At 71.0% G+C, this 12,532-nt stretch carries 10 protein-coding genes, 1 tRNA gene and 1 pseudogene; 5 read left to right on the top strand and 7 right to left on the bottom strand.

Going from position 1 to position 12,532, the window contains the following annotated elements:
• Nucleotides 1-9: 9 nt before the first annotated feature.
• Nucleotides 10-519: a gluconokinase gene (locus FHX80_RS02435; protein WP_145762587.1), complete on the bottom strand. Its 510-nt coding sequence runs from the start codon at nt 517-519 to the stop codon at nt 10-12.
• A 146-nt stretch (nt 520-665) separates the two neighbouring features.
• On the opposite strand from FHX80_RS02435, the gene FHX80_RS02430 reads away from it, so the two are divergent.
• Nucleotides 666-1,367, top strand: a complete 702-nt coding sequence (locus tag FHX80_RS02430; RefSeq protein ID WP_145762586.1) for a FadR/GntR family transcriptional regulator — start codon at nt 666-668, stop codon at nt 1,365-1,367.
• Nucleotides 1,368-1,644: 277 nt separating this feature from the next.
• Here FHX80_RS02430 and FHX80_RS36970 read toward each other — a convergent pair.
• Nucleotides 1,645-1,911, bottom strand: a pseudogene (locus FHX80_RS36970) (multicopper oxidase domain-containing protein); the annotation flags it as partial.
• Between the two features lie 337 nt (nt 1,912-2,248).
• On the opposite strand from FHX80_RS36970, the gene FHX80_RS02420 reads away from it, so the two are divergent.
• Both FHX80_RS02420 and FHX80_RS02415 read left to right on the top strand, forming a co-directional pair.
• Nucleotides 2,249-3,334 (top strand): S-(hydroxymethyl)mycothiol dehydrogenase, encoded by a 1,086-nt coding sequence (locus FHX80_RS02420; protein WP_145762585.1) that lies wholly within the window; start codon nt 2,249-2,251, stop codon nt 3,332-3,334.
• A complete protein-coding gene (locus FHX80_RS02415) occupies nt 3,334-3,963 on the top strand; it encodes an MBL fold metallo-hydrolase (protein ID WP_145762584.1) in 630 nt (209 codons plus the stop codon). Before FHX80_RS02420 ends, FHX80_RS02415 begins: the two co-directional genes overlap by 1 nt.
• A 9-nt stretch (nt 3,964-3,972) precedes the next feature.
• Here the strand turns inward: FHX80_RS02415 and FHX80_RS02410 are convergent, their stop codons facing one another.
• The 5 genes from FHX80_RS02410 to FHX80_RS02390 form a co-directional block, all read right to left on the bottom strand.
• On the bottom strand, nt 3,973-4,908 hold the full coding sequence (locus tag FHX80_RS02410; protein WP_145762583.1) for a pseudouridine synthase: 936 nt from the start codon (nt 4,906-4,908) through the stop codon (nt 3,973-3,975).
• A 110-nt stretch (nt 4,909-5,018) separates the two neighbouring features.
• Entirely contained in the window at nt 5,019-6,239 is a 1,221-nt protein-coding gene (locus FHX80_RS02405; protein WP_244318113.1) for a hypothetical protein, read from the bottom strand.
• A gap of 14 nt (nt 6,240-6,253) precedes the next feature.
• A complete protein-coding gene (locus FHX80_RS02400; protein ID WP_145762582.1) occupies nt 6,254-7,321 on the bottom strand; it encodes a hypothetical protein in 1,068 nt (355 codons plus the stop codon).
• A gap of 55 nt (nt 7,322-7,376) precedes the next feature.
• Nucleotides 7,377-10,319: a glycoside hydrolase family 2 TIM barrel-domain containing protein gene (locus FHX80_RS02395; protein WP_145762581.1), complete on the bottom strand. Its 2,943-nt coding sequence runs from the start codon at nt 10,317-10,319 to the stop codon at nt 7,377-7,379.
• A 201-nt stretch (nt 10,320-10,520) separates the two neighbouring features.
• A tRNA-Leu gene (locus tag FHX80_RS02390) sits at nt 10,521-10,605 on the bottom strand.
• Between the two features lie 182 nt (nt 10,606-10,787).
• On the opposite strand from FHX80_RS02390, the gene FHX80_RS02385 reads away from it, so the two are divergent.
• Both FHX80_RS02385 and chpH read left to right on the top strand, forming a co-directional pair.
• A complete protein-coding gene (locus FHX80_RS02385; RefSeq protein WP_145762580.1) occupies nt 10,788-12,122 on the top strand; it encodes a M20/M25/M40 family metallo-hydrolase in 1,335 nt (444 codons plus the stop codon).
• Between the two features lie 143 nt (nt 12,123-12,265).
• The gene (gene chpH, locus FHX80_RS02380; RefSeq protein ID WP_123528131.1) at nt 12,266-12,499 is read left to right on the top strand and encodes a chaplin ChpH; all 234 of its coding nucleotides are present in this window, start codon (nt 12,266-12,268) and stop codon (nt 12,497-12,499) included.
• Nucleotides 12,500-12,532: the final 33 nt, after the last annotated feature.

Genomic DNA, 12,532 nt, shown 5'->3' with positions numbered 1-12,532 from the left:
TGATGATCCTTAGCTGTCCAGCCGGCGCAGTGACGCGACGGCTCGCTGGGTGATTTCTTCGGGGGTGCCGGACACGTCCACGGCGACGCCGGCCTCGTCGTCCTCAAGGGGCTGGAGGGTGGCGAACTGCGAGTCGAGGAGCGTGGCCGGCATGAAGTGGCCCTTGCGGTCCGCCATCCGCCCCTCGATCAGGGACCGGTCACCGGCCAGATGGAGGAACACGGCCCCGGGGGCCTTGCTGCGCAGCCGGTCGCGGTAGACCCGCTTCAGCGCCGAGCTGCTGACCACTCCGCCGAGCCCGGCCCGGCCGTGGGCCCACTGCCCGATCGCGTCGAGCCAGGGCCACCGGTCGGCATCGCCGAGCGGGGTGCCGGCCGACATCTTGGCGATGTTCGCCGCGGGATGGAAATCGTCACCCTCGGCGTACGGAACGCCCAGTGCGGTGGCGAGCAGGGGGCCGATGGTGGTCTTGCCGGTCCCTGCGACGCCCATCACCACGACGACGTGGGGGGAGTTCATGTTGCGGTGCCTCGCTGTCCTCTTCGATGTCTTCCTCGACATCGGGTTCATCGCGCTACTGAAACGTATACGTACGACTTATTCAAGATGTTGTGACGTAAACGTCGTACTTAATGTTCCGGTGGGGGTCCCCGTAGTCTTGGCTCATGACCACACAGAGCCAGGGGCTGCATACGCATGTGCTGGACACCCTGGGTCTGGAGATCGCCGCGGGGGAGCATCTGCCCGGCCAGGTGCTGCGCACCGATGAGCTGGCCCAGCGCTTCGACGTCTCACGTACGGTCGTGCGCGAGGTGATCCGCGTCCTGGAGTCCATGCACCTGGTCGAGTCCCGGCGCCGGGTCGGCGTGACCGTGCGGCCGACCGAGGAGTGGAACGTCTACGATCCGCAGGTCATCCGGTGGCGGCTGGCCGGCGCCGACCGCCCGCGTCAGCTGCGCTCCCTGACGGTCCTGCGCTCGGCGATCGAGCCCGTCGCCGCCTCGCTCGCCGCCCGCCACGCCACCGCGGACCAGTGCGCCCAGCTCACCGAACGGGCCCTCGGCATGGTCGCCACCTCGCGCGGCCAGCAGCTGGAGGGCTATCTCGAACACGACATCGCGTTCCACCGGATCGTCCTCGACGCCTCCGGCAACGAGATGTTCGCACGCCTGGGCGACGTGGTAGCCGAGGTCCTGGCGGGGCGCACCCACCACCGAGTGATGTTCGAGGACCCCGACCCGGCGGCCGTCACCCTTCATGTCCGGCTCGCCGAAGCGGTGCGCGAGGGCGACGCGGCGGCGGCGGAGCGGCTGACCAAGGAGATCGCGGTCGGCGCCCTGCATGAACTCGACGTGCTCGCTCCCTGATCCGGATCCCCCGTGGGGCCGCCCCGCGAGGGATGGTGCCGGTCCGGCCCGGATCATCCGGTGTGCCCCTCATGGCCGCCGTGGCCACCGCCGTGCCCGGCGCCGTGGTCGAACTTCATGGCCTCCGGCGGCATCGCGACGAACGGCCGCATCATGCCCATGTCCTCGTGCTCCAGCAGATGGCAGTGGTACATGAACCGCCCGTACGCCCGTCCAACCTGCCGAGCACCTTCACCAACTGCCCCTGGGGAACCAGGAAGACGTCCTTCCAGCCCGGGGTGACCGGGTACTCGCTCCCCCTGGGGATGCGGTTGGTCCAGGCGATCCTGATCCGCTGCCCGCGCCGCACCTCGATCGTCGGACCGGGCACCGTGCCGTTGTAGCCCCACATCAGGGTCGGCGGCAGCTGTGCGTGCAGCCGCATCCAGGTGGGAGTGAGCGCGATCTCGGTCTCCGTGAGCACGATCCCGCTCCGCGGGCGCAGCACCGGCGGTACGGTCAGCGCGTCCGTGTAGGGGACGAGTCCGCCGACCCGTGCCCCGATGTCCTCGTGTTCCCCGCTGAGCTTCTCCGTGTGTTCGGCAGTCTCGGTCAAGGTACTTCCCCCCGTGATCCGTCAGACGTCGGAACCCGGGCCCCTGCCCCCGCAGGTATCGACTCCGGGTTCCCTCTGCATCAAAATGACGTCCGGAACCGGGACACAGTTCAGCACTTCGCACCATCTGTCCGAAACCGGCACATCCGTGCCGGGCAGGGCGCCCGGTCCGCGCCAACGCGGCGCGCCCGCCGTGACACGCTCACACCGCGTACGGTTGTTCGTGATCGATCTCGGGGAAACACGATCGATCCCAGAAAAAGTCGGGAACAGGGAGATCACAGGCATGGCGCAGCAGGTACGAGGGGTCATCGCACCGGGCAAGAACGAGCCGGTACGGGTCGAGACGATCGTGATCCCGGACCCCGGCCCCGGTGAGGCCGTGGTGAAGATCCAGGCGTGCGGCGTATGCCACACCGATCTGCACTACAAGCAGGGTGCGATCAACGACGAGTTCCCCTTCCTCCTCGGCCACGAGGCCGCGGGTGTCGTGGAGGCCGTCGGCGAGGGCGTCACGGACGTCGAACCGGGCGACTTCGTCGTCCTCAACTGGCGTGCGGTGTGCGGACAGTGCCGCGCCTGTCTGCGCGGCCGCCCGTGGTACTGCTTCGACACCCACAACGCGAAGCAGCGGATGACCCTGCTGGACGGCACGGAACTGTCGCCCGCACTCGGCATCGGCGCCTTCGCCGAGAAGACCCTGGTCGCCTCCGGCCAGTGCACCAAGGTCGATCCCGAGGTCGCCCCGGCTGTTGCCGGACTCCTCGGCTGCGGCGTGATGGCGGGCATCGGCGCCGCCATCAACACCGGCCAGGTCGGCCGCGGTGACTCGGTCGCCGTCATCGGCTGCGGCGGTGTCGGTGACGCGGCGATCGCCGGCGCCCGGCTGGCCGGAGCGGCGAAGATCATCGCCGTGGACATCGACGACCGCAAGCTGGAGACGGCGAAGAAGATGGGTGCCACGCACACCGTCAACTCCCGGACCCAGGACCCGGTCGAGGCCATCCGCGCGCTCACCGGCGGCAACGGCGCCGACGTCGTCATCGAGGCGGTAGGCCGCCCGGAGACGTACAAGCAGGCGTTCTACGCCCGCGACCTCGCCGGCACCGTCGTCCTGGTCGGCGTCCCCACCCCGGAGATGCAGCTCGAACTGCCGCTCCTGGACGTCTTCGGCCGCGGCGGCTCGCTCAAGTCCTCCTGGTACGGCGACTGCCTGCCCTCGCGCGACTTCCCGATGCTCATCGACCTGCACCAGCAGGGCCGGATCGACCTCGGCGCGTTCGTCACGGAGACCATCGGACTCGGCGACATCGAGCAGGCCTTCGCCCGTATGCACGACGGCGACGTACTGCGCTCGGTCGTGGTCTTCTGATGACCGCCCGCATCGACCACCTCGTCACCTCCGGCACCTTCGCCCTCGACGGCGGCGAATGGGACGTCGACAACAACGTCTGGATCGTCGGCGACGACACCGAGGCCGTCGTCATCGACGCCGCCCACGACGCCGGCGCCATCGAGGCCGCACTCGGCGGCCGTACGCTGCGCGCCATCATCTGCACCCACGCGCACAACGACCACATCGACGCGGCCCCCGCCCTCGCCGACGCCACCGGCGCACCGATTCTGCTCCACCCCGACGACCTGCCGCTGTGGAAGCAGACCCACCCGGACCGGGACCCGGACGGCGAACTGGCCGACGGCCAGGAGCTGAGCATCGCGGGGACCGTACTCAAGGTCCTGCACACCCCCGGCCACGCCCCGGGCGCCGTCTGCCTGTACGCCCCCGAGCTGTCCACCGTCTTCACCGGTGACACGCTCTTCCAGGGCGGCCCGGGCGCCACCGGCCGGTCGTTCTCCCACTTCCCGACGATCGTCGCCTCGATCAGGGACCGGCTGCTCGCCCTGGACCCGGACACCGCGGTCCGCACGGGGCACGGCGACTCCACGACCATCGGCGCGGAGGCCCCGCACCTGGACGAATGGATCGCCCGCGGCCACTGACGCGGGGACTCACCTCTCCGGCCACGCGGAGAGCCGCAGCCCGCTCTCGAAGCGGCGCGGCCCTCCCGTGACCGGATCGGTGAACTCCAGCACCCGCGCCAGCAGTTGGAGCGGCCTCGACCAGTCGTCGGGCGCACCTTCCGCCTCGACCACGGGATAGACCGGGTCATGGACGAGCGGCAGCCCCAGGCCGTTCATATGGACCCGCAGCTGATGCGTCCGCCCGGTGGCGGGCAGCAGCCGGTAGCGCCCGAGCCCTTCCCGGTGCTCCAGCAGCTCGATCCGGCTCTCGCTGTTCGGCTCGCCCGGCTCCTCACCGGCGGCGATCACCCCGCGCTCCTTCACGATGCGGCTGCGTACGGTGCGCGGAAGGACCAGCCCGGGGTCGTACGGGGCCACCGCCTCGTACTCCTTGCGCACGAGGCGGTCCCGGAACAGCGTCTGGTACGCACCCCGCTCCTCGGGCCGGACGACGAACAGGACCAGTCCCGCGGTCAGCCGGTCCAGCCGGTGCGCCGGCTGCAACAGGGGAAGACCCAGCTCGCGGCGGAGCCGGGCCACCGCCGTCTCGGTGATGTGCCGGCCGCGCGGTGTCGTCGCCAGGAAGTGCGGCTTGTCCGCGACGATCAGGTGCTCGTCCCGGTACACGACACCGACCGGGAACGGCACAGGTTCCTCGGGCGCGAAGTCCCGGTGGAACCAGAGGTACCGGCCCGCCGCGTACGGCTCCCGGCCCGTCACCGCGCCCAGGGCCGAGACGAACCGGCCGCCCGCGAGCATGGCGTCGACCCGGTCCGCACCGATCGCGTCACCGAACCGCGCCAGCAGATGAGCACGGACCGTGGGCCACTGCCCGTCCGGATCGTCCGGGAGCCGCACCCGGACCGGATCGATGCCGTCGCGCTGCGGCAGCGGTGAGGGGGGAGGCTTCGCGCGCCCCCTCACCGGGGCCCGCCCGGCGCCCGGGTACTGGTTCTCATGGTGCGGAGAATCCTTCCACAGCGGACGAGCCCCGCGCGCCGGCGGGGCGGGGGGCTCGTCCGGCACACCGCCTCTCAGGCGGGCGGGAGCGTCAGCTTCTGGGGGCCGCAGCCGATGCGCTCGGCCTCCGCCGCGACGTAGCCCGGCAGCAGGTCATCGGTGAGCGTGAAGCCGCCCTTGCCCGTCTGCCGCAGCTGCTCCACCACGAACACCACGGGCCCGGTCTGGCAGGACGCCCGGTACACCGCACGGCCCCCGGTCGTCTTTCCGTAGCCCGTGGTGCCCTTCACGGAAGCGCCGGACTGCAGTGAGTCCCAGGAGAAGATCTCGGCCAGCGCCGGGTCCACCACCGTCGTCATCCGCATGACCGGCTCGCGGTAGTCGCCGCCGACCTCGCAGATCCGGGCCGGCCCGTCGTCGCCCGCGCCGATCTGGGTGCGGGGCAGCTCCTTGCGGTACGCCGTGGGCAGGGCGAACCCCTTGGTGCCGCAGAGCGCGGCCGCATCGGTGTCCCGCCAGGTGTCGACGGACGGCAGCGTCCGCGGCGACGGGTAGCTGCCCGAGCAGCCGAAGGACCGGATGACCCCGTTGGTCGCGTCCACCAGGGCATCGGTGAGGGCGTCGCGGTCCTGGGTCGCGAGGTCCGACGAGAAGTCGACGCCCGCCCGTCCCATGCCGATCTCCACCACGGTGGGGCCGGAGAAGTCGCCGCGCCCCGTGCAGCCCTGCGGCAGCGCCAGCCAGCCGCGCGACGCCGACACCATCCCGGGGAGCCCCTCGCCCAGCGACACCATGCCGGCCGCGAGGAACTCCTGGGGCCACCGCCGTGAGTCGGTCCCCCGCAGGCCGTCCAGCTGGTGCACGTTGACGGTCACCTGACGCAGGGCCCGGTCGTCCTTGAAACTGGTGACGCGGCACTGCCCGTACGACAGACCGTCACCCTGCCGGCTGTTCCGCAGCGGCTGTTCGTCGACCTCGATCCTGCGGTCACCGAAGAGCCCCGACACGCTGGAGTGCCCGAGCGAGTCCCAGCAGGGAGCGGGCCCGAGCAGCGGCAGGGTGTCGGTGCGCCAGGCGACCGCACCGGCGCCGAGCAGCGCGCCGGCCAATCCGGCGGCGGTGACCGCACGGGCGGTACGGCTCCTGAGCAGGCGGCGCACGAAGGACGGGCGGTCGCCCCCGCCCCCGCCCCCGGCACGGGCTTCCCCGGTACCGTCGGGGCTCGCCACACCCTCGGCGCTTCCTGCGTTCTCGGTGTTCTCGGTGTTTTTGGTGTCGGCGTTTTCAACGGGCACGGGCTGGTCCTCGCTCACGCGTCCTCACCGTCCCCGCAACCGATGCGCTGCCCGACGGACTCCGTGAAGCGGTCGAACACCCGCCGGTCGTCCGGCCTGCCCCGGCCCTGCAGACCGGTGTCGACGTTCCCGTAGAACACCGTCGGACGTCCCCCGCAGCTCGCGCGCAGCAGGCCGTGGGCCGCGCCGGCCGGGAGGCCGTCGAACACCGCGACCAGACGTGGCCGGCGGGCCATCACATACTGGGCCGACGGCTCGTCGGGCTCTCGCGGGGTCTGCCACACCACCGAGCACGTCTGGAGCCGGTCGGTGACCGCGCCCACCTGCTGCTGGTAGCGCAAACCCTGGCCGAAGTCGAAGGACACGCCGGGTATCCGGCACAGCGGATTCGACGCGCGCTCGTCGTCCTCGGCCACCGTCACCAGGGGCGACGTCATGCGCAGTGGCTTGCCCGGCGCGCAACCCGCCTTCTTCATCGTGGTGTTGGCGGCATCGAGCAGCATCCGTCCGACCTCGGCGCTGTTACCGATCGCGAACGGCATGGCCACCTTGCCGAGATGGCCGTCACCCACGCTCTCGCTCCGGATCGTCACGGCCGACGCCCGCCCGTCCGCGTCGCACTCGGCGGGCAGCACCAGCATGGCCCGGTCGCTCGCGACCAGCCCGTCGAGCCCGTCCGGGAGCGGCGAGGCCGAGCCGTGGAAGTACTGGGCTATCCAGGCCCGGCGCTCCTTGTCGCCCGCGGGCACCGGCCCGTACTCCAGGGTGATCTGCTCCTTGAAGGTGAGCGGCCGGTCCGAGTCGTCGTCCTCGATCTCGGAGGTCACCGCCAGTGTGCAGGTGCCGTGCGGGCGGTCGGCCGAGGGCGGCGCGGACTCGGTGGCCCGCCGCTCCGATCCGGACTTGCCGAGCGCTTCGTCGCCGAGGAACGAGGCGCCGCTGTCCTGCTCCCACGCGCCCCAGCAGTAGGAGTCACGGAACGGCCAACTGTCCGTCGCCCAGAGGCCGATGCCGGAGACCAGCACCGCCCCGGCGACCACGCCCCCCAGGACCGCGGCCCGCCGTCTGCCCCCGCCGACCATGAAAATTCCCCCTTGCGAATCATGAACATCACCGCAGGACGCCGATGCTACGTCGTCACCGGGCCTGGCAGGCAAGGGGGTTGGGGCTCGTGGCGGGACGGGACGCGCGGGGTCGGCCCAGCGTCGAGAACACGAACGAGAACTCCGCCGGGGCCGCGTCGAGCCGGTGCTCCGGCAGCACGCCCGGTCCGCACGACTGCGACCCGATGCCCTGCACCGCATGGTCCAGATTGACCCAGACATGCTCGCCGGCCACCTGATCCGGCAGATGCTCCGCCGCGTCCAGTTGCTCGCTCGTCCAGCGCCGCGCGGTGAACCAGAACGGTGCGCCGCCCTCGGCCCGCAGCCCCGCGCCACTGCCGTCCGTCAGCTCCGCCCACCGGACGTCGGCCCGTGCGCCGTTCTCCTGCGGCCTGACGTACGGGGTCTGCAGCGCGTCCACGTCCATCTCCCAGAGCCCGAGCATCGCGGCGGCCCGGGTGTCCGGGTACGCCTCACCGGGACCGCCGCCGAACCACCGCGCCCCGCCGTACACGGCGGGCAGCCCGAACCGGATGCCCAGCCGGGGCAGCGGCACCCGCCAGTCGCCCTCCGGCACCACGGACACCGTGAGGCCGAGCCGGTCCCCGGCCGCGGTCCACCGGTACGTGGTCACGAGCCCCAGGTCCCACCCGGCCGGAGCCACCCGGGTTCGTACGGTGAGGGAGTCCTCCTCGGCCTCGACCGCGTCCACGCGGTGCCGCATCCGGTGCAGTCCCAACTCCCGCCACCGCAGCCCGTACCGCTCGTCCGGCTGCCACGGCGCACCGTTGTCGTTGTCGGTGGGCGCCCGCCACACGTCCAGCCGCAGCCCCTCCACCGCGATGTCCCCCAGCCGGACCGGCGCCCCGGTCGCCGCGTCGAAGACACCCGGCCCGAGTACGATCACGCCCTCACCCCGCACCGGACGCGCACCGGCTGCCGGAACAGGGGCGGCCGGCGCACCCACCTCCGTCTGGCCCCACGCCACCACGTGCCCGCGACCGGCCCAGGCGGTGTCCTCGGCGAGCACCGCCCGTACGGTCCACAGGCCCTCGCCCACGGCATCCGGCGCCACCTCGGCCGATGCCCCCGGCGCCAGCTCGGGCACCGCCAGAGTGCCCGAGGCGACGAGCGCGCCCTCCACCTCGTGTGACCACACGAACTCCAGGTGCCCGAGCCCCGCGAAGTCGTACCCGTTGGTCACCGTGAAGGCGCCCGCCGAGGAACCCGGACCGATCCGCACCGGCTCGATGACCTTCTTGTACTCCACGAGCCCGGGGGAGGGGGTGCGGTCGGGGAAGAGGAGACCGTCGCAGACGAAGTTGCCGTCGTGCAGCTCCTCGCCGAAGTCCCCGCCGTAGGCGAAGCCGTGCTCCGGGTGGGCGAAGCCGTGGTCGATCCACTCCCAGACGAAACCGCCCTGGCAGCGCTCGTATCGCTCGAAGAGCCTCTGGTACTCGCTGAGTCCGCCCGGCCCGTTCCCCATGGCGTGGGCGTACTCGCACATGATGAACGGCATCGCGCGCCGCCGGGCGTCCAGCTCCGCGTCGGCCAGCGGCTCCTCGGCCCGCCCGCCGATGAGTTCGACCTCCGCGTGCGTCGGATACATACGTGAGTACAGGTCGACGTCCTTGCACGACAGGTCGCCCTCGTAGTGCAGCAGCCGCTCCGGGTCCCGCCCCCGTATCCACTCGGCCATCGCGCTCAGACCGCGGCCGGTACCGCACTCGTTGCCCGACGACCAGATGATCACCGAGGCGTGGTTCTTGTCGCGCTCGACCATCCTTTCCGCCCGGTCGAGCAGGGCGGGGGTCCACCGCTCGTCGGCGACCGGGTTGTCGCGCCACTCCAGGTCGACAAAGCCATGCGTCTCCAGATCGCACTCGTCGATCACCCAGAGCCCCAGCTCGTCGCACAGGTCCAGGAAGGCGGGGTGCGGCGGGTAGTGGCTGGTCCGCACGGCGTTGATGTTGTGCTGCTTCATCAGCTCCAGATCACGCCGCATGGTCTGCGCGTCGACGGTCCGGCCGGTCTCCGGATGGAACTCGTGCCGGTTGACCCCGCGGAAGAGCAGCCGTCGCCCGTTGACCTTGATGACGCCGTCCTCGACGACGACTGTGCGGAATCCGATGCGCAGCGGTATCCGCTCGCCCGGCGTCACCAGCTCCGCGTCGTACAGCCGGGGCGTCTCGGCGGTCCAGGGCTCCACCGGCAGGGTCACCGGTTCGCCCGCCGGGGCGTCGATGCCCAGCTCGGGTACGAGAACCCGCCCCTCGGCGCCGTCGCACTCCACGCGCAGCGTCCCGGAACCGTCGCGATGGTCGTACCCGGCGTGCACGAAAAAGTCCCGGGGCGCGCCCTGCGGCCGGTGCAGCAGTGTCACGTCACGGAAGATACCGGGCAGCCACCACTGGTCCTGGTCCTCCAGATAGCTCCCCGAGGACCATGAGTGCACCCGTACGGCCAGTACGTTCTCACCGGCCCGCAGCAGCCGGCCCACGGCGAACTCGTGCGGCAGCCGGGACCCCTTGAAGTCGCCCAGCTCCTGCCCGTTGAGCCAGACCCGGGCGCACGACTCCACCCCGTCGAACCGGAGCACGCACTCGCCGTCCTCCGGCAGGCCGGCGGGCAGTGCGAACGTCCGCAGATGGTCGCCGGTCGGATTCTCGGACGGCACCCGCGGCGGATCGACGGGGAAGGGGTAGACGACGTTCGTGTACGCGGGAGCCCCACCGGCCCCTTGCAGCACCCAGTGCCCCGGCACCTCGACCGTTCCCCACGCCGAGGCGTCGAACCCCGGCTGCGCGAACGACGCGTCCTCGGCGCCCGCGTCGGGCGAGAGCCGGAAGGCCCACTCGCCGTTCAGGGACACCCGCAGGGCGTCGGACGCCGCGTACCAGGACCGTGGCGCGAGTCCGCCCGATCCCGGCCCCGTGTCCTCGTACCAGGGCAGTGTGTCGGTATCTGTGCGGCTCATGCGTCTCCTCGTTCGGTATTCGCCGTCTCTCTGGTGGACGGTAACGAGGAATGAACCGTTTCAACAAGGGGTGTCCGCGTGGACGGCGAGGGGCGCGCGGCGCCGGTGATCCGACTGCGGGGCGCTGTCCGCGGCATCCGGCACGCAAACCCGACAACGCAAAGTGCCGACCAGGATTTCTCCTGATCGGCACGTGCTCTGTGTCCGAGGGGGGACTTGAACCCCCACGCCCGATAAAGGGCACTAGCACCTCAAGCTAGCGCGTCTGCCATTCCGCCACCCGGACAAGGTGTCTGTCTCGCGGGCCCGGCCCGTTCCGACGTGGAAAACCATAGCAAACATTGGGAGGTGCTCGATCACGCCCGGGTCCGTGCGAAGCGGGGACGGCGAGGGGTGGGGGCCTTGGGTGTGCGGGCGGGGCGCGGGAGGATGAGGGGGAGCACCACAGCGACAGTGGAAGGAACCAGCGTGAGCGAGACCAGAGCGGCCCGGACCGGCTTGGGCGAGAGCGCCGAGAACGAGGTCGTGGACCTCTGTCGTGATCTGATCAGGATCGACACCAGCAACTACGGGGACCACTCGGGGCCGGGCGAGCGGGCGGCCGCCGAGTACGTGGCGGAGAAGCTTGCGGAGGTCGGGCTCGAGCCGCAGATCTTCGAGTCCCACAAGGGCCGCGCGTCCACGGTGGCGCGGATCGCGGGCGAGGACTCCTCCAAGCCCGCGCTGCTGATCCACGGCCACACCGATGTCGTCCCGGCGAACGCCCACGACTGGACGCACCACCCCTTCTCGGGGGAGATCGCGGACGGCTGTGTGTGGGGCCGGGGCGCGGTCGACATGAAGGACATGGACGCGATGACCCTGGCGGTCGTGCGTGAGCGGATGCGCAGCGGCCGCAAGCCTCCGCGGGACATCGTGCTCGCCTTCCTCGCGGACGAGGAGGCGGGCGGCACGTACGGGGCCCGCTATCTCGTCGACAAGCACCCCGGCCTGTTCGAGGGCGTCACGGAGGCGATCGGCGAGGTCGGCGGGTTCTCCTTCACGGTCAACGAGAACCTGCGGCTCTACCTCGTGGAGACCGCCCAGAAGGGCATGCACTGGATGCGGCTGACCGTGGACGGCACGGCCGGTCACGGTTCGATGACCAACGACGACAACGCGATCACCGAGCTGTGCGAGGCGGTGGGGCGGCTCGGGCGGCACACCTGGCCGGTGCGGGTGACCAAGACGGTGCGGTCCTTCCTGGACGAGCTGTCCGACGCGCTCGGCACCCCGCTGGACCCCGAGGACATGGATGCCACGCTGGCCAAGCTGGGCGGCATCGCCAAGATGGTCGGCGCGACCCTGCGCAACTCCGCCGCCCCGACCATGCTGGGCGCGGGCTACAAGGTGAACGTGATCCCGGGGCAGGCCACCGCCCATGTCGACGGCCGTTTCCTGCCGGGGTACGAGCAGGAGTTCCTGGCCGACCTCGACCGGATCCTCGGCCCGCGCGTCAGGCGCGAGGACGTGCACGGCGACAAGGCGCTGGAGACCGACTTCGACGGCTCGCTGGTGGACGCGATGCAGATCGCGCTCAAGGCGGAGGACCCGATCGCCCGCGCGGTCCCGTACATGCTCTCGGGCGGTACGGACGCCAAGTCGTTCGACGACCTGGGTATCCGCTGCTTCGGATTCGCCCCGCTGAAGCTTCCGCCGGAGCTCGATTTCGCGGGCATGTTCCACGGTGTGGACGAGCGGGTGCCGGTCGAAGGCCTGAAGTTCGGCGTCCGGGTGCTCGACCGCTTCATCGACCACAGCTGACCTCGCGCCGAGTTAATCGACAGCGTGTACGTGCGTGACCGGAACGAGTGAAAGGGGCTTTCCCCTCGTAGCCCGAGTGCTTTCCCCTCGTTACAGGTGATGCGGTCCGCGGCTGGGACCGCATTTGCCAACTAGGAGGAACAATGATCAAGAAGATCGTCGCCGCTGCGGCTGTCACCGGTGGTCTGGTGCTCGCGGGTGCCGGCATGGCCGTCGCCGACTCCGGCGCCCAGGGTGCCGCTATCGGCAGCCCCGGCGTGCTCTCGGGCAACGTCGTTCAGGTCCCCGTCCACGTTCCCGTGAACGTGTGCGGCAACACGATCTCCGTGATCGGGCTGCTGAACCCGGCCTTCGGCAACACCTGCGTCAACGCCTGACGTTGTGCGTCAACCCGCAAGGGTTTGAGCCCG

Origin of the sequence: Streptomyces brevispora (genome assembly GCF_007829885.1) — a bacterium.
GTDB lineage: Bacteria > Actinomycetota > Actinomycetes > Streptomycetales > Streptomycetaceae > Streptomyces > Streptomyces brevispora.
This window is presented reverse-complemented; position numbering and strand designations above follow the sequence as displayed.

Bases quoted from the DNA above. Each gene is read 5' to 3' on its own strand.
- FHX80_RS02430 (WP_145762586.1), top strand. From the start codon at position 666: ATGACCACACAGAGCCAGGGGCTGCATACGCATGTGCTGGACACCCTG.
- FHX80_RS02400 (WP_145762582.1), bottom strand. From the start codon at position 7,321: ATGGTCGGCGGGGGCAGACGGCGGGCCGCGGTCCTGGGGGGCGTGGTC.
- FHX80_RS02395 (WP_145762581.1), bottom strand. From the start codon at position 10,319: ATGAGCCGCACAGATACCGACACACTGCCCTGGTACGAGGACACGGGG.
- chpH (WP_123528131.1), top strand. From the start codon at position 12,266: ATGATCAAGAAGATCGTCGCCGCTGCGGCTGTCACCGGTGGTCTGGTG.
- FHX80_RS02415 (WP_145762584.1), top strand. From the start codon at position 3,334: ATGACCGCCCGCATCGACCACCTCGTCACCTCCGGCACCTTCGCCCTC.
- FHX80_RS02435 (WP_145762587.1), bottom strand. From the start codon at position 519: ATGAACTCCCCCCACGTCGTCGTGGTGATGGGCGTCGCAGGGACCGGC.
- FHX80_RS02420 (WP_145762585.1), top strand. From the start codon at position 2,249: ATGGCGCAGCAGGTACGAGGGGTCATCGCACCGGGCAAGAACGAGCCG.